General features: G+C 53.0%; 17 protein-coding genes, 1 other RNA gene, 1 pseudogene and 1 riboswitch. Of the genes and pseudogenes, 4 read left to right on the plus strand and 15 right to left on the minus strand.

The window, feature by feature from the left end; genetic code table 11:
• Positions 1–24: 24 nt before the first annotated feature.
• The 15 genes and pseudogenes from ACLTD4_RS11055 to gcvT all read right to left on the minus strand — a co-directional run bounded on the left by ACLTD4_RS11055 (position 25) and on the right by gcvT (position 16,891).
• Positions 25–1,071, minus strand: a complete 1,047-nt coding sequence (locus ACLTD4_RS11055; RefSeq protein ID WP_412331311.1) for a lysylphosphatidylglycerol synthase transmembrane domain-containing protein — start codon at positions 1,069–1,071, stop codon at positions 25–27.
• A 143-nt stretch (positions 1,072–1,214) separates the two neighbouring features.
• Positions 1,215–1,564: RNase P RNA component class A (gene rnpB, locus ACLTD4_RS11060), an RNA gene on the minus strand.
• A 49-nt stretch (positions 1,565–1,613) separates the two neighbouring features.
• Positions 1,614–2,537 (minus strand): AEC family transporter, encoded by a 924-nt coding sequence (locus tag ACLTD4_RS11065; protein ID WP_055652912.1) that lies wholly within the window; start codon positions 2,535–2,537, stop codon positions 1,614–1,616.
• Between the two features lie 51 nt (positions 2,538–2,588).
• Positions 2,589–4,250 carry a nucleoside kinase gene (locus ACLTD4_RS11070; RefSeq protein ID WP_117620593.1) on the minus strand — a complete coding sequence of 554 codons (1,662 nt, stop codon included), beginning with the start codon at positions 4,248–4,250 and terminating at the stop codon, positions 2,589–2,591.
• Positions 4,251–4,272: 22 nt separating this feature from the next.
• On the minus strand, positions 4,273–5,082 hold the full coding sequence (locus ACLTD4_RS11075) for a Nif3-like dinuclear metal center hexameric protein (protein WP_117620592.1): 810 nt from the start codon (positions 5,080–5,082) through the stop codon (positions 4,273–4,275).
• Positions 5,051–5,767 (minus strand): tRNA (adenine(22)-N(1))-methyltransferase, encoded by a 717-nt coding sequence (locus tag ACLTD4_RS11080; protein ID WP_117620591.1) that lies wholly within the window; start codon positions 5,765–5,767, stop codon positions 5,051–5,053. The genes ACLTD4_RS11075 and ACLTD4_RS11080 overlap by 32 nt, the downstream gene beginning before the upstream one ends.
• Positions 5,768–5,783: 16 nt before the next feature.
• Entirely contained in the window at positions 5,784–6,992 is a 1,209-nt protein-coding gene (rpoD, locus tag ACLTD4_RS11085) for an RNA polymerase sigma factor RpoD (protein WP_002603857.1), read from the minus strand.
• A gap of 39 nt (positions 6,993–7,031) precedes the next feature.
• Positions 7,032–8,795, minus strand: coding sequence for a DNA primase (dnaG, locus tag ACLTD4_RS11090; RefSeq protein WP_002603856.1), 1,764 nt, complete (start codon positions 8,793–8,795; stop codon positions 7,032–7,034).
• A gap of 32 nt (positions 8,796–8,827) precedes the next feature.
• A complete protein-coding gene (locus ACLTD4_RS11095; protein WP_002603855.1) occupies positions 8,828–9,838 on the minus strand; it encodes a deoxyguanosinetriphosphate triphosphohydrolase in 1,011 nt (336 codons plus the stop codon).
• 338 nt (positions 9,839–10,176) lie between these two features.
• Positions 10,177–11,553, minus strand: coding sequence for a dihydrolipoyl dehydrogenase (lpdA, locus tag ACLTD4_RS11100; RefSeq protein WP_117620590.1), 1,377 nt, complete (start codon positions 11,551–11,553; stop codon positions 10,177–10,179).
• A gap of 48 nt (positions 11,554–11,601) precedes the next feature.
• Complete coding sequence (locus ACLTD4_RS11105) at positions 11,602–12,597, minus strand: lipoate--protein ligase (RefSeq protein WP_117620589.1); 996 nt, start codon at positions 12,595–12,597, stop codon at positions 11,602–11,604.
• Positions 12,594–14,048: an aminomethyl-transferring glycine dehydrogenase subunit GcvPB gene (gene gcvPB, locus ACLTD4_RS11110; RefSeq protein WP_117620588.1), complete on the minus strand. Its 1,455-nt coding sequence runs from the start codon at positions 14,046–14,048 to the stop codon at positions 12,594–12,596. The genes ACLTD4_RS11105 and gcvPB overlap by 4 nt, the downstream gene beginning before the upstream one ends.
• Positions 14,045–15,349, minus strand: a pseudogene (gene gcvPA, locus ACLTD4_RS11115) (aminomethyl-transferring glycine dehydrogenase subunit GcvPA). Before gcvPA ends, gcvPB begins: the two are co-directional and overlap by 4 nt.
• A 37-nt stretch (positions 15,350–15,386) precedes the next feature.
• Positions 15,387–15,761 (minus strand): glycine cleavage system protein GcvH, encoded by a 375-nt coding sequence (gcvH, locus tag ACLTD4_RS11120; protein ID WP_025529246.1) that lies wholly within the window; start codon positions 15,759–15,761, stop codon positions 15,387–15,389.
• Positions 15,762–15,802: 41 nt separating this feature from the next.
• Positions 15,803–16,891: a glycine cleavage system aminomethyltransferase GcvT gene (gcvT, locus tag ACLTD4_RS11125; protein ID WP_117633829.1), complete on the minus strand. Its 1,089-nt coding sequence runs from the start codon at positions 16,889–16,891 to the stop codon at positions 15,803–15,805.
• 217 nt (positions 16,892–17,108) lie between these two features.
• Positions 17,109–17,190: riboswitch (glycine riboswitch) on the minus strand.
• Positions 17,191–17,391: 201 nt separating this feature from the next.
• Between gcvT and ACLTD4_RS11130 the strand changes: the two genes are divergently transcribed.
• From ACLTD4_RS11130 to ACLTD4_RS11145, 4 genes are all read left to right on the plus strand, one after another.
• Positions 17,392–18,252, plus strand: a complete 861-nt coding sequence (locus ACLTD4_RS11130) for an STM4015 family protein (protein WP_117620585.1) — start codon at positions 17,392–17,394, stop codon at positions 18,250–18,252.
• Positions 18,253–18,260: 8 nt separating this feature from the next.
• A complete protein-coding gene (locus ACLTD4_RS11135; RefSeq protein WP_412331312.1) occupies positions 18,261–19,307 on the plus strand; it encodes an STM4014 family protein in 1,047 nt (348 codons plus the stop codon).
• Entirely contained in the window at positions 19,304–20,233 is a 930-nt protein-coding gene (locus tag ACLTD4_RS11140) for an STM4013/SEN3800 family hydrolase (protein ID WP_117620583.1), read from the plus strand. Before ACLTD4_RS11135 ends, ACLTD4_RS11140 begins: the two co-directional genes overlap by 4 nt.
• Positions 20,234–20,252: 19 nt before the next feature.
• Positions 20,253–21,308: STM4012 family radical SAM protein (locus ACLTD4_RS11145; protein ID WP_412331313.1), on the plus strand; the 1,056-nt coding region annotated here is incomplete at its 3' end.

The following is a 21,308-nucleotide window of genomic DNA, read 5'->3' on the forward strand; positions in this document are numbered from 1 at the left end:
GCCTGTCCCAGCCAACTGTATGGATTATGTATATTCTTTTGTATATCCCGCCTTCCAGAACTGAAGGAGCAGGGTCGCCGCGCCGCTGACGGCCAGAAAGCCGTAAAAACTGATTCCCCTGCTCAGCATCATCATGGGAAATACATTGCCTGCCGCCACCACGCCGCTGTATAAAAGCATGAAGCTGCCCTCCGATGCGCCGACTGATCCCGGCAGCGGAACCGCAGTTACCGCCAGGCTTAGTATGGCCTGGACCGCCAGAAACTCAAACGGCCCCAAATCTCCGATCCCAAGAGCCAGACAGGCAAAATACGGGATCATAAACAGCGCCGTCAGCCTCAGCGCCGTCAAAATTACCACTTTCACGAAGACCAGCGGATACTTGCGGAAGCATTCGCCGCCCCTGCTGTACTCGTCAATCAGGTGCTCCGCCTTCCGCTCCATCTTCTTTCTGTCCTTAATGATTCTCAATTTCACCGCAATCGTAATGCCAATCATTGCAATGCGCTCCACCAGCGCCCTCTTTAGAATCACCAGCAGGATGCCAAGGGAACAGATGCCGTTCACTGCGATGCCGAATAGGAGCAGCCACTTGATCAGACGGCTCTGGCTCTGTACATACGGATACTTCACGATTACCATGACCACGCCGTACACCAGAACCATCAGCTGGTATACCGCGGCCAGCGTAAGGAGGGAAAAGGAACTCTGGGCAAAGCCGAATCCATCCCGCGTCATATAGTAAAGCTGCATGGGCTGTCCCCCGGTTGCAGACGGGGTGATCGCGCTGAAATAAAAATCAGCGAACGAATACCCGGCCGACCGAAGAAACGGAACCTTCGTCTGAAACGCCCCCATCAGGGTCCTGATGCTTTCCGCCTCACAGATCAGATAGACGGCCATACAGGCCACGCCAAGCCCCACAAATCTCCAGTCTGCCCTGGAAAAAACTTCGTACAGCGCTTCCGGCGAGTGGTCCTTGAACAGAATGTGAAACGTTATCCAGGACAGCATCGCCAAAACCGCCAGACAGATCAGCATCTGTCTCTTATGCATTCTCTTTTGTTTCAATATTGTCACAACCTTCCAGGATTTACTGAGTGCTATTATAAACCTTAAATATTAAAATCCTGTGAAATAAAAAAGCCTTCTGCCGCATGGACCTGCAAAAAAACGGAATGCAGGCCCGCATGGCAGAGGGCTTTTTCATTCATATTTTGAGTAAGACGATAAGCCGGGTTATGTCGTTGAATGGCCATCTATCTAGGCCTGCCGTCGCCGGCAGGCTCAAGCAACCTACCCGAAAGCAGGCGGGCCGCCTTATGCTCTCTGTTCGGTCTTGCTTCGAATGGGGTTTACATGGACCCCTCCTGTTACCAGGAGAGCGGTGGTCTCTTACACCACCTTTCCACCCTTACACCGGCATGCCGGTGCGGTATATTTCTGTTGCACTTTCCCTGGAGTCGCCTCCGCCAGACGTTATCTGGCATCCTGCCCTGTGAAGCCCGGACTTTCCTCATCTGCAGCCTTTCGGCATTACAGCTGCGGCCATTTGTCTTACTCAAAACGTTGTTAGTTTACCATAGATTTGGGATTTTGTAAAGACCAGTTCTCTATATCCTTATCAAACCGCACAAAAGCATCATAACCGGGATCGTCACGATGGAGCTTGCCGTGGCCAAACCGAATATCTCAGAGGCGTAACCGGAATTCCGGTGGAATTTCAGGGCGAAAAGTGTACCGGTGGTAGCAGTTGGGCAGGATGTGGCCAGAACAACTACCGTCGTGACCATATCGTCGAGCCGGAAAGCCTTCAGCACCAGAAGGACCGCGACCGGTATGACGAGCAGACGGATGGCACAGATGTAATAGATCTGCACCTTCATGAGCAGTGCGCGGATATCGCTTCCTGCGATGGAGACACCGGCTACCAGCATGGCCAACGGCGTATTCATATCGGCAATCGCTGTAAGCGGCTCCAGAATAACCGCGGGAAACCGGATGCGCGCAAGGTAACAGAACAGCCCCAGAACCACTGCCACGATACAGGGCGATCGAAGGGCCGTCAAAAATGATTTAAAATCCTGTTTCCCGGTCATCAGGATGACTCCGTGGGTCCACACCAGAACGTTGAACACCGTTATGTAGGCGGTCGCATAGAAAACGCCGTCGGCTCCGAAAAGTGCGCTCACCAACGGAATCCCCATAAAACCGCAGTTGGAGTAGATCGAGGATATCCGCTCGACCTCCCAGTCCGTTCTTCCCTTTTTCACCAGAAAGGACGCGATCGCGATGGCCACTGCGTGGCTGACCGCCGCCATAAAGAACGCGGCCAGCAGCCCGTTTAGCTTCTCCGGATCGAAGGCCTGCTGATAGGATGTAAAAATAAGCAGCGGCGACACCAATAGAAGAAGAATATCCGATAGCTTCTCATTGGTGTGTCCGCTTATCAGACCAATCCGGTAACAAATCATCCCAATAAGCGCCATGACAAACATGACGCTTATCTTTTCCGCAGTAATAACAGCCAGTTCCACGTTTACTTCCTCACTTTACAATCCATTTTCTTTTGTATTCGGAGGCTGCTGTCATACACGGAAGCAGCTTCCTCCGATAAATTCCCGTATAATCGAGTTATTGGGAATAGTCTCGCTGTTTACGCCCAGAAAGTAATCCAGGAACTTAAGCAGACGTTTGGCTTCCATATACTCTTCCGAATCCCTGGGGATTCCAAACAGAAGCGGTTCCGCATACTGCTTTAAAACTGCCAGCTCATATACCGTGGCGGAGTTAAACATCATATCGGCGGACTCCTGGAACGGGAAGATATACTGCTCTTCCCCACGTCTCACCGTCGGCCACATACGGATCGTATCCTGAGCAGATGCGCCTCTCGTCCTTGCATCCCGGACCATACGCCGCAGCAGGCGGCAGTCGGTGGTAGGAATCCGGTTATGCTCGTCAACGTTGAGCTGCGTCAGCGCACTGACGTAAATGCGGAATTTGCTTTCCGCCGGAAGGGAATAGGACAGCCGGTCATTTAAGCAGTGGATTCCCTCGATTACCAGGATGTCGTCTCTGCCCAGCTTTAACATGTCTCCGTGGTATTCCCGCATCCCTGTTTTGAAATTATAGCGCGGCATCTCGACGGTATCTCCGGCCAGAAGGGCCATCATATCCTTATTAAACTGTTCTACATCGAGGCACTCCAGCACCTCGTAGTTATAGCTTCCGTCTGGATTCTTAGGGCTGTCAGCCCGGTTGACAAAGTAATCATCCACACCGATCGGATGGGGGATCATCCCCTGTGCCTTCAGCTGGATGGACAGCCGGTGGGAAAAGGAGGTCTTTCCGGAAGATGACGGGCCTGCGATCATGACGAACTTTTTATCCCGTTCATACGTGACCTTCTCCGCGATCTCCGCAACCTTCTTTTCCTGGAGAGCCTCCTGAATCAGGATCAGCCGGCTTATGTCTCCCTTCGCGATCACCTCGTTCAGCTCCCCGACATGGGAGACGTTCAGGCGCTCGCCCCATTTCACACTTTCCTTTAACACCTGGAAAAGCTTCTGTTTCTTCTCCGCCTCAAAAATGGGAACCTCCTTGGGATTCTCCTTCTGAGGGAGCATCAGCATGAAGCCGTCGTCGTATAAAACCAGATCAAAATACTTGATATAGCCGGTATTCTGCACCATGTAGCCGTAGTAGTAATCTTCAAAACCGCCGATGCTGTAGATGTTGACGCGGGAGACGCGGCGGTAGCGGAACAGCCGTTCCTTGTCATACATGCGGTGTCTGTGAAACAGTTCAATCGCATCGTCCGTATTCTCGCTCCGCTTCATGATGGGAATCTTCTCTTCCACGTACTCATGCATCCGGGCCTTCACACGGTCAATCAGCTCTTTTGTCAGCGCAAAACTTCCATGTGGCTCAATATAGTAGCCTTTTCCGAGGGAAAAATCCACTGTGACCTTCTCGATCTTCTCCGCTCCCACCACGTCGTAAAATGCTTTCAGCATCAGGAACGTAGCGCTTCTGTGGTACGTCTGGATTCCCGGCTGGTCCCTTCCTGTGAAAAATTCCAGCCTGCAGTCAAACTTTACCTTTTTATGAAGCTCCCGAAGCTTACCGTTGATCCGCACAAGCAGAATGTCGTCCTCGTACTGCGGCTGATATTCCTCCGCAATCTCCAAGTACGTCGTTCCGTTCGGATATTCTTTTGTTACATCACCGATTGTTACTAATGCCATCTGATACCTCCTTGCTGCAGTATTAGAGTACGGCTGCAGGAAATGCCGCCGCTGTTTTGTGGATCTCAAGGCTGTCTCCATACTCCCGTTCCAGGTAATCCGCCATAAATCCGATAAACAGATGCTCCAGTCCATAGTGTCCGGCATCCAGAACCGCCAGATGATTCGCCGCCGCATCGATGCCTTCATGATGCCCGATATCGCCTGTGATCAGGACTTCGGCGCCGGCCTTTTCCGCGTACGCAATGGAGCTCTTTCCAGAGCCGGGAGCAATCGCCACACGCGTTACCGTCTCCTTCACCGAGTGTTCCCCGTAAACGGTAATAAACGGCAGACCGAACCGCTCCTTGACGAACAGGGCCAGTTCCTTTAATGTCATCGCATAAGGAAGCGTTCCCACCTTGCCGATACCATATGGAACAGGCTTTCCGTCGATCTCCATGGTGCCCATCACCTCCAAAACATCCGGTCCCAGAAGGCCCAGCCGCCCGGCGGCAATATCCGCCATACAGCCGGGAGCCGCGTCGAAATTGGTGTGCATGGCGTAATAATTCACATTGTACTGGATTAAACTCATCACCCTGAGGGCAATGAAATCATCGTCATTGACTTTTTTTAGCGGTTTAAAAATAAGCGGATGGTGTGTGAGCAGAAGATCGGCCCGCATCCGAATGGCTTCCTCCACCACCTCGTCTGTGGCATCCAGTGCGATTAAGATCCTGTGAATCTCCTGCTCCTTCCATCCGACGAGCAGGCCCACATTATCCCAATCACAGGCGCAGCCAGACGGCGCCAGTGTCTCAAGCTTCTGTATCAGTTCCAAGCATTTCATCTTGTGCCTCCTTGTTCCAGGCCAGCATGGCTTCCATCTCCCCGCGGCGATTTAAGGCCGCCGGCGTGTCGCTGTCCTTCAGTGTATCCAGAATCTGTTCCAGCTGTTCCTGTTCCTTCTTAAGAAATTCTGCGAGAACGGGACTCTTCTGCCGGATCAGCCGTCCTCCGTACAGGTAATGCGGCTCGGAGGTATAATCCCAGGAAATGCCGTCCCGTGTCACCCCCATCACCGTATAGTATTTTCCATCTTCCTTCATCATAGTCTCCCGAGCAATGGAAAATGACTCTTTTTCCAGGAAACGGCGCACTTTATCCAGTTCTGACTGCGGGGAAAGGACCCAGTATCCGATGGTGTCCCACAGCCTCCGCCCTTCTTCCAGAATATGTATGATCAGTTCCCCGCCCATACCCGCGATCACGACGCAGTCCGCTTCCCCTGGTTTTAGCCCCGCCAGGCCGTCGCTTAAGCGCACATCAATCCGGCTTCCGAGTCCAGCAGCCTCCACATGGGCTCTGGCGCGTTCCAGCGGGCCTTTTCTCACATCCATGGCTACCGCGTGCTCCGCCTGACCTTCCCTGACTAAGTAAATGGGAACGTAACCGTGGTCCGTCCCTATATCAGCAATGTTGCTTCCTTTGGGAACAAAGGAAGCAACTGTTTCTAACCGTTTTGATAATTTCATATATACAGCTCCAATATCAGTCGTCTAAATAATCTTTCAGCTTTTTGCTCCGGCTTGGGTGGCGGAGCTTCCGCAGGGCCTTGGCCTCAATCTGACGGATTCGCTCTCTCGTCACGTTGAACTCCCTGCCCACCTCTTCCAGCGTCCTCGGTCTTCCGTCGTCGAGACCGAACCGCAGGCGAAGTACCTTCTGCTCCCTCTCTGTCAGGGTGTCAAGGACCTCCATAAGCTGCTCGTGAAGCATGGTAAAGGTAGCCGCGTCCGCCGGAACCGCCACCTGATCGTCCTGAATAAAGTCGCCCAAATGGCTGTCTTCCTCTTCGCCGATCGGCGTCTCTAAGGATACCGGCTCCTGGGATACCTTCATGATCTCCCGCACCCGTTCCACCGGCATGTCCACTTTCAAAGCGACCTCTTCCGGCGACGGTTCCCTGCCCAGCTCCTGCAAAAGCTGCCTTGAAACCCGTACGAGACGGTTAATGGTCTCCACCATATGAACGGGAATCCGGATGGTACGGGCCTGGTCTGCAATCGCACGCGTGATCGCCTGACGAATCCACCAGGTCGCATAAGTACTGAATTTATAGCCCTTCCTGTAATCGAACTTTTCCACCGCCTTGATGAGCCCTAAATTTCCCTCCTGAATCAGATCAAGGAACTGCATGCCGCGTCCCACATACCGTTTGGCAATGCTGACGACCAGCCTTAAGTTGGCTTCCGTCAGCTTCTCCTTGGCCAGTTCATCTCCAAGCTCAATCTTCTTGGCCAGTTCAATCTCATCATCACTGGATAAAAGCGGAACCTTGCCGATCTCCTTTAAATACATGCGGACAGGGTCCTCAACGCTGACGCCCTCCGGAACAGAGAGATCGATGTGCTCCATATCGATTTCTTCCTCTTCCTCCAGCTCTTCCTCGATAAATAAATCGGGATCCAGCTCCAGGTCCTCGTCTTCATTGATCTGAAGAACGTCCACTTTATTCGTTTCCAGGAAATCATAGATCTGGTCCAGCCGGTCTGCATCCAGCGTAGTGCCAGTAAAGAAATCGAGCACTTCCTGATTTTCCAGAACATTCTTTTTCTTTTTCGCCAGCAGAAGCAGCTGATTTAACTTTTCCTCAAATGCAGCCAGTTCTTCTGCGGCCCTCAGTTCTGCCTCCCTGGCCTCGTCCACCTTCTTTGATGATGACAGCTTCTCTGCCGTTCTCTTAACATTCTCGCCCATGTTCTTCCATCCTTCCACAGCTTGCCTATAGTGTTCACCCTAATCCAGTGAAATATGCAGATCTTTCAGCGCCGCCTGCTCCTTTATGATTCTCTGCAGCTCCTCGATCCCCGCTGCGTTGCGGCTGGCATAATCGAGGCTGTTCTTTTTCACCTTCATGATCGTTTCTGAAAATGCCTTCTTCTGTTCTTCATTATCCAGGGATTCTTTCAGGCTCGCATTAAAAAGTCCCGCAACCACCCGGTACTGTTCTTCATCGTTAATAAAATGATTCAGGATTTCTGCCGGATTCAAATTCCCGGCGGCGTGTCCGTCAAATACCATCTTGGCTACCTGATGGTACAGATCTTCAATAAAATCATCGGGAGTGATGATTCCCTCTATCTTGTCAAACAGGAACGGATTCTCGATCAGCCATGTGAGGAGAAGCCTCTGGGACTGATTTCTTCCGTCTTCCCTGTCCTTTTTCTTCTTTCCTGCAGTATTCTCTTCTTCCTCCCGCGGAGCCACCGGACCCAGTCTCGCTCCCATGCGGTTTACCAGACGTTTTAAATCTTCGTAATTGATGAAAAATTCCCGGGACACGGCCTCTAAATAGTTCTCCCGCTCCAGGGCCTCCGGAAACTCACAGAGCTTCTTCGCCACCTGGTTATAGAACTCGGTCTTCTGTTCGGGGTCATCCATCTCGTAGTTTCTCTTTAAAACGTCGATTTCAAATAAAAAGCTGTTTCTCGCCTGCTCGATCCGTTCACGGAACGCTTCGGCCCCCATGTTCTTGATGAACTCGTCGGGGTCTTTATGCGGCTGCATGTTCAGCACCCGGATGGACATGCCCACGTCGCGCAGAATCGGAATCGCCCTCAGGGCCGCCTTCGTTCCCGCTCCGTCGCTGTCGTACGTTAAAACCACCTTATCCGTGTAGCGTTTTAACAGCGCCGCATGCTGCGTCGTAAAGGCCGTTCCCAGCGACGCCACCGCATTGGTGAAGCCGGCCTGGTGCATGGCGATGACATCCATATAGCCTTCGCAGATTAATATGTATTTTTCCCTGGAAAGTCTTGCATAGTTAAGGCCGTAGAGATTCCGGCTCTTATCGAACAGCTTCGTCTCCGGAGAGTTTAAGTATTTCGGTTCCCCTGCGCCCATCACACGGCCGCCGAAACCGATGACACGGTTGTTCACATCCATGATGGGGAACATAACACGGTTCCAGAACTTGTCATGGGCTCCGCGCTCCTCGATGGTGACCAGACCTGTCTCCTTTAAAATCTTGTCGTCGTATCCCTTTGCCCTTAAATACCGGTACAGATCGTCACTGGTCTTATTGGCAAAGCCGAGTCCGAAGTGGCGTATGGTATCGTCGGCCAGCTGCCTGTCCCTCAAATACCGGTAACCCACCTCGCCCTGCGGATTCGTAAGCTGGAAATAGTAATAATTTGCCGCCATGCGGTTAATCTCCAGCAGGGCCGTCCGCAGATCCGCGGCCTCTTTTGCTTCCTTGCTGTACTCCTGCTTCGGGAGCGCCACGCCGGCTCTGTCGGCCAGCATCTGAAGCGCTTCCATAAAGGAATAATTCTCATATTCCATCACAAACGTAATCACATTGCCTCCGGCGCCGCAGCCAAAACAGTAATACATCTGTTTGGAGGGCGACACGGAAAAGGAAGGTGATTTCTCATTGTGAAACGGGCAGAGTCCAAAGTAGTTGCTTCCCTTCTTCTGCAGCTTCACGTAACCTGAAATCACATCCACGATATCGTTTTTCATTCTGACTTCTTCTACTACTTCTTCCGGATATCGCATGAAATTTCACACCTCCCTGATTCCCTTAACTGTCAGATATCCTTCCAGGCCTTTGGGACGAACAGCTCCTCGAACTTGTCGATGGCGTAGCTGTCACTCATCCCCGCTATGTAATCGCATACCACGCGTTCACGGTTTTCGTGGCGTACATCCATCAGATAGTGGTATTCCGCCGGGAGCTTATCCGTATGCTCCATATAATAGTTAAACAGCATCACAATGAGATGCTGCGCCTTTCCTTCCTCCGCCTTGGGTACGTCGCTCCGGTATACGTTCTCAAACATCCAGGTGCGAAGCCCCTGCATGGCTTCCTCCATGTGGGGGGACATGATAATCTCCGGCTTCTCATAGCTGTTTCGGATAATATCATGGATCAGGTTATTCAGACGTTCCCGCACGCTGTGCCCGAGAACCTCCGTATAGCACTCCGGCAGATCTTCCTCCACAAACATCCTGGCGCGGATCGCATCATCGATATCGTGATTGATGTAGGCGATCTTATCGGAAAGCCGTACAATCTTTCCTTCCAGCGTGGATGGGCTTCCGCTCGTTCTGTGGTTTAAGATGCCGTCGCGCACTTCCCAGGTTAGATTAAGGCCTCTTCCGTTCTTTTCCAGGACCTCCACAACCCGGACGCTCTGCCGGTAGTGGGCAAAGCCTTCCGAACAGATCTTGTTCAGGACCGCTTCCCCTGAATGGCCGAAGGGCGTATGTCCGAGATCGTGCCCCAGCGCGATGGCCTCAGTCAGATCCTCGTTCATGCGCAGCGCCCTGGCAATGGTCCTTGCAATCTGAGATACTTCCAGGGTATGGGTAAGGCGCGTCCGGTAATGGTCGCCTTCCGGCGCCAGAAATACCTGCGTCTTATGCTTCAGCCTGCGAAATGTCTTACAGTGGATAATCCGGTCCCGGTCCCGCTGATAGACGGGCCGTATATCACACGGTTCTTCCTCCCTTTCCCTTCCTCTCGAATTCCTGCTGAGTGAGGCGTAAGGGCTTAAAGCTTCTGCTTCCCAGGATTCCGTGGATTCCCTGATATTCATATGTCACATCCTTCCTGTTTTTTACTTATTTTTTTCGATTCCGCCTTCCATCTGCAAAGAGGAAAGGGGTTACATTTGTTTTTCTAAATAAATACCCAAAGTTATGTTACATTATATCATATTTTCAGTAACTTTAATACCCTCTATTTAAAGTTCTTCACTTCACAAAGTCATCTGAGCAACAGCTTCCCGTTCAAGCGGCTTCTGGTTCCCGTTCTGTTCCAGCAGTTGGTTACGAAGCCTGTCAATATCAGAAAAGTAATATGAATCTTAAAATCCCCACAGTTTCACCATAAACTGTGGGGATTGTGTAATGATAACTATGACTGTACTTCATATTACATCAATATTGATTCTGCAGCCTCTCCGATTCCTTCACAGAAGGTTGGATGGGGCATGATGACGGCCGCCAGATCTTCGGCCGTCAAGCGTTTTGAAATGGCCAGTTCCAGTTCACCGATCATATCGGTTGCTCTGGCGCACATCAGCTGGGCGCCCAGGATACGGCCGGTCTCCTTTTCAGAAACTATTTTCAGGAAACCGCGGTCCTGCATGGACAGGACGGACTTACCATTTACGGACATGATGTATTTTCCCGTCGCGGTATCAATGCCTGCGGCTTTTGCCTCGTCGGCGGTGAGGCCTGCGCAGGCGATCTCCGGATCGGTGTACACGCAGGAGGGAATGACGGTCATGTCTTTTCCCTTCAGCTCCGGGAACATGGCGGAAGCTGCCTGACAGCCCTCTGCCGCAGCCACGTGGGCAAGACAGACGCCTCCGATCAGGTCTCCAATGGCGTAAATGCCGGGTACCGAGGTTTCATAGCGCTCGTTTACCAGGACTCTGCCCCGCTCCATTTCGATGCGTTCCTGCATGTCTTCTGAGAACAGACCGCGGCTTAAGGGACGGCGGCCGACGGCTGACAGAATCAGCGCGGCCGTGGCTTCACATTTTTTTTCTTTTTCCGTATAGCGGCAGAGATACGTTCCGTCTCCCATCTTTTCGACGGAGGAAACCATGGCTCCGGTATGAATATCTACACCGCGTTTTTTCATAATCATCTTTAAATTCTGAGAAATCTCCTTGTCCATGCCGGGCAGGATCTTATCCATGGCTTCCAGTACCGTGACCTGACATCCCAGGTCGTTATAGACAGTAGCAAACTCCATTCCGATGACTCCGCCGCCAATGATCACGAGACGGTCCGGAACACACTCCTCCTCCAGCATCTGGGTACTGTTTTTCACGCCCGGTAAGTCCATGCCCGGAATGGGAAGGGACGAAGGCTCGGAGCCTGCTGCCAGCAGAATATAATCTGCGGTTACTTCTTCCTCACCCGGCATCACTTTCACTAAATGTTCTCCGCACACTACGCCTGTACCCCGGTATAGATCGATCTTAGCGGCAGCCAGCTGCTTCTCGATGCCGGCGCGCAATTCTTCCACCACGGCGTCTTTGCGTTTCTTCAGTTCCTCCATGGATACGCGCAGGCCTTCCGTATGGAGGCCTGCGGCCTCTGTCTTCTTCACCTCCCGGTAAAGGCCGGCGGTGTGGAGATACGTTTTTGTAGGAATACATCCGCAGTTTAAACAGGTGCCTCCCACATGGGACCGTTCGATCACGGCCGTTCTTTTTCCCGCCTTCGACGCGTAAAGGGCCGTCATATAGCCGCCCGGCCCCGCGCCGATTACGACGAGATCATAATGTTTTTCCATCCAATCCTCCTGTTCTCTCAGGCGAGTCTGTAAATCGACGGCACAGCACTACATCATATCGCAGACCAGCTTCTGTAAATCCTTCCGCATCGCCTCCTGAACCGGAGTGCCGCAGGACAGGGCTGCAAAACTGTCTGCCGCGGCCTTTCTGTTCCAGATCATGCCGGTCAGTATGTCTTCCGCGGCTTTCATAAAGTCCGTATCCAGGGCGTCGGACCAGATCTTTCCTTCCTGGACACGCCCCTCTTCCACATGGACCAGCACCTGGGCCTCCCCCCAGGTAAAACGAGCGGCGGCTTCATCGCTGAACGGGATCTTCCTGCCGTATTTCCACTCCCAGGAGGCAAACCGCTCCGTCCGCTCCCTTATCTCGTCTTCGCAAAGCCGTTCCGGAGGAAATGGGTCTGCGGGAAGGCCGTAGACCTCGCCGAAGCTTTCCTCCAGGCTGTCTCTCATGCGTCTAACCGTCAGATCCGGCACGAATTCGATTAAATTGGCCACACGGCTTTTGACGGAATCCACGCTTTTGGATCTCAGTTTTTCCCTGGAAACGTTTAGATAGCGGGCCATCTCTTCTTTGTCCACGGAGAGCAGAATGGTCCCGTGATGATAGCAGAAGTCCCCGGTCTCGTAGTACGCGTTGCCGGAAAACTTGCGGCCATCCACTGTGATATCATTGCGGCCGGTCCGTTCTGCGTTTACACCCAGCTTTTTGACCGCCCTTAGGATAACCTCCGTCTGTTTTGTGACATCGTAGTTATCTTTTCTTGTGATGAAGGTAAAATTTAAATTGCCCAGGTCGTGGAACACGGCGCCGCCTCCCGACAGCCGTCTCACCAGATAACCTCCGGCGGCCTCAAGTTCCTCTCTGCGGCACTCCTTCCATGCATTCTGATTCCTGCCTATGACCACGGTTTTCTCATTCTGCCACAGGTAGAGAATGCACTCCTCTTCTTCCACATGGTAAAGCAAATACTCCTCCATGCCGAAATTGGGATAGGGGTATGACCCCGGCCCCAGGGCCAGGGTCAGTCGGCGGATCACGCCTCTTCCCCCTCTGCGCTTTCCTCCCCGAATGCGTAATGCAGCTTCGGGTTCCTGGCCGCATTTACTTCATCCAGGCGCTTCACCATGGTGATGTGGGGGGAGCTCCGTATATATTCGGGATCACGCTTCGCTGTCTCATAGATCTCGTGGAACACGGCGATCAGTTCATCCAAGTTCTCCTTTGATTCCGTCTCCGTCGGCTCCACCATCAGAGCCTCGTGGACAATCAGCGGGAAGTACATGGTCGGCGGATGGATTCCATGATCTAAAAGGGCCTTGGCGATATCCATGGCCGTCACGTCCATCTCTTCCTTTTCCTGCTCCAGACTCATGACGAATTCATGCATGCACGTCTGTTTAAACGGCATATGGTAGTAATCTGAGAGCTTTACCCTGACGTAATTGGCGTTTAACACCGCGTTTTTACAGGCGTCGGCAATGCCGTCGGGTCCAAGCGTCAGCACGTAAGAGAGCGCCTTCACCACCACCAGGAAGTTTCCGTAGAATTCCTTAACCATGCCGATGGATTTTTCATAGGGCTCCATGTGAAGCGCGCCGTCCCGTTCCACCACCTTCTGTCCCGGCAGGAACGGTTCCAGGAAACGCTTGCAGCCCACCGGACCGCTTCCGGGTCCCCCGCCGCCGTGAGGCGTGGAAAAGGTCTTGTGCAGATTCAAATGAACCACGTCAAAGCCCATGTCTCCCGGCCGTGTGATTCCCATAACCGCATTTAAGTTCGCTCCGTCGTAATAGCAGAGGCCGCCAGCATCATGGACGATCTTTGTGATCTCCAGAATGTTGGGATCAAAGAGTCCCACTGTATTGGGATTCGTCAGCATAAGGCCTGCCGTGTCTTCTCCGACAGCGCCCCGAAGCTTCTCTAAATCCACAAGTCCGTCGGCTGTGGATGGAATATTGATTACCTTGTAGCCGGCCATGGTTGCACTGGCCGGATTCGTCCCATGGGCGGAGTCCGGAACAATGATCTTCGTCCGTTTCTCATCCCCGCGGCTCTCGTGCCAGGCACGAATCAGCAGAAGTCCCGTGAATTCGCCGTGGGCGCCGGCCGCCGGCTGGAACGTCATGCTGTCCATTCCTGTTATCTCACAGAATATTTCCTCCGAAGTCTTCAGGACCTCTAAGGCGCCCTGAACGGTGGATTCCGGCTGCAGCGGATGAATTCCTGTAAATCCGGGGAGTCCGGCAATCTCATCATTGATCTTTGGATTGTATTTCATGGTGCAGGAACCCAGGGGATAGCATCCGTCGTTGACACCGTGGGTCGCTTTGGCCAGCTCCGTATAATGGCGGCTTATGTCATTTTCAGATACCTCGGGAAGGCGCAGCGGAAGCGTTCTCGTACACTCCGGCATCACGTAAGGCACGTCGGATGGCGGCAGAATCTGGCAGTGACGCCCGTTTACACTTCGTTCAAATATCAGTTTCATGCGCAGCACACCTCCTTTACGAGATCGGCCAGACGGTCCATCTCCTCCTTCGTATTCATCTCCGTGGTACACCAGAGTATGCGTCCGCCTGGCAGAGGCAGACCGCCTAAGTAACCTTCTTCCTCCAGTTTGGCGGACAGCCGCGCTGTATCTGCCGGACAGTCTGTCACGAACTCGTGGAAAAATGGCTTGTCATAGACCGGACTTAAACCGGCTGCTCTTAGCTTTTCTCTCAAATAATGGGCTTTCGAGGTGCACTGGAGCGCCACCTCCCGAAGTCCCTCCGGCCCCATGGCCGATAAATAGACTGAGGCTGTCAGCGCGCAGAGCGCCTGGTTGGAACAGATGTTGCTGCTGGCTTTTTCCCGGCGGATGTGCTGTTCTCCCTGCAGAGTCAGAACAAGCCCTTTTCCATCGGAATCCACCGTCTCCCCACAATACGGCCGGGAGTTTCATCATATCCCGCGTCGTCGCCATAAATCCCAGGTGTGAACGCCGAAAGCCATAGGAAGTCCCAGCGGCTGTCCTTCTCCCACTGCGATATCGGCGCGCATTCGGCCGGCGTCTAAAACCGCTAGGGAGATTACAGCCGGGATCAGCCTGGCTCCGGCTCCGTGAACCAGTTCCGCCATGGCCGTGACATCCTCCAGAATCCCGTAGTAATTGGGCTGCTGTACGTAGAAACAGGCCGTCGTCTCATCAAGCATCTCCTTAAGCGCCTCTAAATCGACGCTTCCGTCCTTTGAAGGAACCAGTTCCACGTGGGCGCCTCTGCCGTGGCAGTACGTCTCCATGGCCGCCAGCACATCCGGATTAGCCGTGTCCGCCGCCAGGACTCTGACTCTCTTCCGTTCCCGGCACATGAATACGCTCTCCGCGGCGGCTGAAGCTCCATCGTAGACCGACGCGTTGGCCGCGTCCATGCCGGTCAGTTCACAGATCATGGTCTGGTACTCGAAGATAGCCTGTAAATTTCCCTGGCTGATCTCCGCCTGATAGGGCGTATAGGCGGTGACAAACTCCTCTTTGGAGACCACCTCCTTAACTATGGCAGGTATGTAGTGGCGGTACGCCCCCGCTCCGCGGAACACATGGTCAAACACACGGTTTTTTCCCGCCAAAGACTCCATCTGCCTGCGCAGTTCAAGCTCTGATTTGCCCTCCGGGATGGAGAGCCGCCCCTTTAACTTCACTGAATCCGGCACACAGCCGAACAGATCATCGTAATCTTTATAACCGATTTCATCGAGCATCGCCTTCTGCTGATGATCGGTACTGGATAAGTAAGACCCCATTTGCATTCTCCTTTTTGCCCTTTTACAGCTGCATCTAACGTTCTTATTCTTTGACGAACTCCTCGTATTCCTCCGCGCTCATCAGCTCTTCCTGATCCCCAATATCGGATACACGGATCATCCAGGCCCCGTACGGATCGGAATTGATGCTTTCCGGACTGTCCAGCAAGTCTTCGTTGATTTCCGCAACCACGCCGGTGATCGGGGAATAGACATCGGAAACTGCCTTTACGGACTCCACATCGCCGAACGCCTCGCCTGCCGTCACCTCATCCTCCGGCTCCGGAAGATTAACGAATACGAGATCTCCCATCTGATCCTGCGCATAGTCTGTCATACCGATTCTGGCTGAACCGTCCTCTAAAAATTCGACCCACTCGTGAGATTTTGCATACTTTAAATTTTCTGGATATGTCATTGTTTTTCCTCCATATTATAATTTATATTTTTGTGAAATTTCTATTTCGTTCTTTTGTAGAAAGGAAGCGGAACTACCTCTGCTTCGATCCGGCGTCCTCTTACGTCCGCCTCTGCCTTCGTACCAGGCACTGCATACTCTTTCTTTACCAAAGCCATGGCAACCGGGCATTTTAAGTAAGGAACGTGGGTTCCCGATGTGGTGATACCGATCTCTTCCCCATTTGCATAGACGGTCTCATGTTCCCGGATAATACCCCGGCCGGTCACTTTTAAGCCGACTCTCACCCGTGTGGGTTCTCCCTTTGCCTCGATGGCCGCTTTTCCGATAAAGTCTTCCTTCTTCATCTTCACCGCAAAGGAGAGTCCCGTCTCCAGCGGAGTGATGGTGTCATCCATCTCGTGGCCGTATAAAGGCATGGCCGCTTCCAGTCTCAGCGTGTCTCTGGCTCCCAGTCCGCATGGAATCAGACCCTCCTCTTTTCCCGCCTCCATCAGTGCCTCAAAAAGCTCCGGCGCCTTCCCGGCATCCATGTAGAGCTCGTATCCGTCTTCCCCGGTATAACCGGTCTTCGATACGATACAGCGGATTCCTGCCACCGGACGGTCTATAAGGCAGGTGTAATATTTTACCGGCAGATTCTCTTTGTCTGTCAGTTTTAGCAGAATCTCTTCTGCCTTCGGACCCTGGAGCGCCAGCTGGCCGACTTCCGCCGATATATCCTTCAGTTCAGCGCCGGGAAGCTTATGGGCCATCATCCATGCGAAGTCCTTATCTTTGTTGGATGCGTTCACCACGATAAAATAGTGATTGTCTCTGATCTTGTAAACGATCAGGTCATCCACCACGCCGCCCTCCTCGTTGCACATGGGGCTGTATCTGGCCTGGCCGTCCACCATGCTGGTAAAATCATTGGTCAGCAGATGATTTAAATTGTCGAGCGCCGCTTCGCCCTCACACAGGATCTCCCCCATATGGGACACGTCGAACAGGCCGCAGGCCGTCCTCACCGCCATGTGCTCCGCGATCACTCCGGTCCCATACTGCACCGGCAGAAGAAATCCGGCAAACGGCACCATCTTTCCCCCGTACTTTACATGAGTATCATATAAAGTTGTCTTACATTCCATGTTTCCCTACCTCCAATCAAGATCGTTAAATTTTGGACATAAAAAAGACATACAACAAAAATAAGAATTGTCATATGCCCCGTCTTCGTACCTGAAAGATTACCTTCAGCCGTCGCCGTTCCTTTTCTGATCCAGTCCACGGCTGCTGTGTCCGGTCTGAGGAACATACGGCTGGAAAGCTGCCTCGTCGGTGGTGTCCATCACCTTTCCAGAGGTTCGTCCAAATCCGGTCCTTTTGCCTGAGAGTTTTTCTCACCTTCGGCTCCGCCAGTCAAGGCGGTCTCTCCCGAACTCTTCATCCGAATATTCAATTTACGAGTAAAGTATAACATGTATGGCAGGGAGCCGCAAGCGATTTTTGTGCATATTTTACGATTTCTTCTTTCTCTGTCTTCGTTTTGCTATAGCTGCCAAAAATGTGATTTTGGACGATTCCGGGGATGACTTCTCTCTCCGGTTATGCTAAAATAAAGCCATGAAACGAAAGGGGACTTCTGCAAATGAACAAAAGCAAAACCTTCAGCTACGAATACGATGAATATGAAGACGGGACAAAGGGAGCCCACACTCTGATTGATGATCTTCTTGCCGACCCTGATTTTTCCGGACTGACAGAGCTTTCCATAGGAAACTGGGGCGACTGCTGGGAGGAAAGCTGCCAGCCAATCATCGACGGAATTATTTCACACGCAAAAGAATTTTCCCATATCCGCAGCCTCTTTATCGGAGACATGGATTTCGAGGAGTGCGAGGTATCCTGGATCATTCAGGGCAACTATGGCGGCTTATGGGCGGCGCTTCCGGAGCTGACGGAGCTGACCATCAAGGGAAGCACCGATCTGGAGTTGGGCGCTGTCTCTCATGAGAAACTGGAATCGCTCACCATCATCTGCGGCGGACTTCCGAATTCTGTCATCGAGTCCGTGAAAAATGCGCGGCTGCCCGGCTTAAAAAAGCTGATTCTCTACATAGGAAGCGATAATTACGGCTTTAAGGGCGACTGTGAGACCATCCGTTCTCTGCTTGACACCATGGATTTTCCGAAACTGGAGTATTTAGGGATTGTTGACAGTGAGATGCAGGATGAGATGACGGAAACCGTACTGGGGAGCCGCTATATGGACCAGATCCACACACTGGACTTGTCCTGCGGGACTCTGTCTGACAAGGGAGGGGCCCTTCTTCTTGAAGCGCTGCCCGCGCATCCCAATATCCAGAAGCTGGATGCCCACTACCACTACTTAAGCACCGGGATGATGCAGCGTCTGGCCGCGCTTCCGATCGAGACGGAGCTGTCCGAACAGAACAAACCGGATAACTACCGCGGCGAGGTCTGGATGAACGCCATGCTGACAGAATGAGAACCGCGGTGCTGCTGGGAAACCGGGACACGAAGCGAACCATCTACTTTGAAAAGGCGGCCCGCCAAAACGGACTGCCCTTTCTGTTTCTGGAGTGGGAGGAGTGGAGGCGCTGCGGTTTTCCCTCTGACAGCGAATTGTTTGTAAAGATCGATCCTCCGGTCTGGACCGATTGCCATCTCTCCGGCCTCAATGATCTGGTCGGCTCCTACCGCAGTGATTTGAAGGCATTGGAAAAGGAGGCGTCAGTCTCCCAATTCCTAAATCCGCCTCGCGCGCTCATGGAGCTGCTTGACAAGACCAGATGCAAGCAGGTACTAAAGGAGGCCGGTCTTCCCGTTACCCAAAGCCTGGGAGAAGGCATCGGGGACAGCAAAGCGCTTCTCTCCCGCATGAAGGACTTGCGGATATTTTCGGTCTTTATCAAACCGGTATCCGGATCCGGCGCGGCCGGGGTCACGGCATTTCGATTCCAGCCAAAGACCGGACGCATGGCCGCCTACTCCTGCGCCGCACCCGATCAGGCAGCATTAAAACCGGAGCGTTCCTCTTCTTTCCGACCGCCGCTTATCAATACGAAGAGACTTCACACCATCACGGAGTCTGCAGAAATCATGGATTTTTTAGACAGTCTGCTCTCCCTCGGATGTATTGTGGAACGGTGGTACCCGAAGGCGGACTTTCAGGGTTTTTCCTACGACTTGAGGGCGGTCTGCCAGGACGGAGCCCTCGATTTTCTGCTGGCACGGCTGTCGAAAGGGCCTGTCACCAATCTCCATTTAAACAATCATCCGCTGGAGGCCTCCCGGCTGGCGCTGCCGGAAGACGTCACTTCAACCATAAAAGAGCTCTGCCGGAGGGCCTGCGGCTGTTACCCCGGCCTTCGCAGCGCCGGGATCGATATTCTCCTGGAAAAAGGCAGCTTAAAGCCACGGATCATCGAGATGAACGGACAGGGCGACCTGCTTTACCAGGATATTTATGATAAGAATGAAATTTACAGCCACCAGGTCAGGATGATGAAGGCATGGCTGGAGCAGGGAGGTGCTTTATGAGCGATGATGCCATACATGATGATTTAAAGAATGATAATTTGATGCACGAAAATGTCACGTGCCAAGAAGCACTACGCGAGGTCCCGGCCGGCTTATTTGGCCGGACGCTGAACGCCCTGCAGCCGGATGTCGATATGAATAAAATCGCAGGCAGCCATGACATCCTTTTTATCTGCCTCGACACCCTGCGCTACGATGTGGCCGCAGAGGAGGAAGCAAAAGGTACGACGCCGGTACTGAACCGGTATGGCCCCTGGGAGAAATGCCAGGCTCCCGGCAATTTCACCTATCCCTCCCACCACGCCATGTTCGCCGGATTTCTGCCCTGCCCTTATGATGCCAAAAGCATCGCGGACCGGCAGCCTCTCTTCTTCCCGGTAAACGCGGGTATGGGAAAGAGAGCGCCCGCCGGCGCCTTTGGATTTTCCGGGGCGACCATCATGGAGGGTCTGGAGAAGGCCGGCTACGACACCTGGTGCGTGGGCGGCGTGGCATTTTTCGACAAACGCTCCGATCTGGGCCGGGTATTTCCCGGATATTTCCGACACAGCTACTGGAATCCTTCCTTTGCCTGTCCCGTCAAGGACAGCACCCGCAATCAGGTGGATTTTCTCTTAAAGAAGATCGAAAAAGCAGACAGGAGCATTCCGGTTTTTCTCTACTTAAACATCGACGCTATCCATTACCCCAACTACTTTTATCTGGATGGCGCCGTTCATGACAGCCTTGAGAGCCATGGCGCAGCTCTGCGCTATGTGGATGGCCAGCTGGGCCGGCTGTTTGAACGCTGGAAGTCGGTGCGGGGCAGCACCTTTGTGATCTGCTGTTCCGATCATGGAACGTGTTACGGGGAAGACGGCTGCCAGTTTCACGGCATCAATCACCCGGCCGTAACCACGGTTCCCTATAAGCATTTTACCCTTTAAGGTCAGGAGTTCGACACCCATGAATATGAAACGATATACGCAGTATATGTACAGCTATCCCCATAAGACGGCCTATGGTCCCCTGGAAGGAGTTACTCTGAATCAGTATCTTCCCGATCTGGCTGGTCCCGGGCATGGTCTCTACCTCCATCTCCCCTTCTGTGAGACGAAATGCGGTTACTGCAACTTATTCTCCGTCACAGGGCAAGGGGAGACGGCCATAGACCGGTATTTAGACACCGTGGAACGGCAGCTTCGCCAGTACGAGCCGCTTTTTGCCTCTGCAAAATCCCTTTTTACCAGCCTCACGATTGGAGGCGGAACCCCGTTGCTGCTGACGGAAATGCAGCTGGAACGGTGCTTTGCCATGATACGGCGTTATACACAGCTCGCCCGGGACACGGAAATCATCATCGAGACGGCGCCGAATCAGACGGCGAAGCCGAAGCTTGCTCTGCTGAAGGACGCCGGTGTCACGAGAGTCAGCATGGGCATTCAAAGCTTTTTCGATGAGGAGCTGAAGGTCCTTAAGAGAAGCCACCGGGCAGAGAAGGCCAGAGAATCGCTGAATCTCTTGATGAACAGCGGTTTTTCCAGGGTCAATGCGGACTTCATCTACGGCGTACCGGGACAGAGCGTGTCCTCCTTCCTCTCCTCGGTAAAAGAAGCGGTATCCTTCGGCCCTGACGAGCTGTTTCTTTATCCTCTGTACGTAAAACACGGCGCAGCGCTGGAACAGGAATTAAACCGCGGCCTCGTTCTGGATGAGGACCTGGCCTTCCGCCAATATGAAGCGGCCGCGGAATGGCTGGCCTCGCACGGTTACCGTCAGGATTCCATGCGCCGGTTCGTCAGGCCGGAATCGCCCGGGGGCAGCAGGGAATTTTCAGACTGCGGCTTTGGGAGTACGCTGTCACTGGGATGCGGCGGCAGAAGCTACCTGGGAAACCTTCATTCCTGTACTCCCTATGCCGTCACAAGAGAAAGCTGCTTAGAGCAGCTGGTCCAATACGAAGAGACCACGGATTTCTGTACAGTCACCCATGGGATTCTGCTGTCGGAAGAGGAGCAGAAA

Source organism: Hungatella sp., assembly GCF_046966825.1.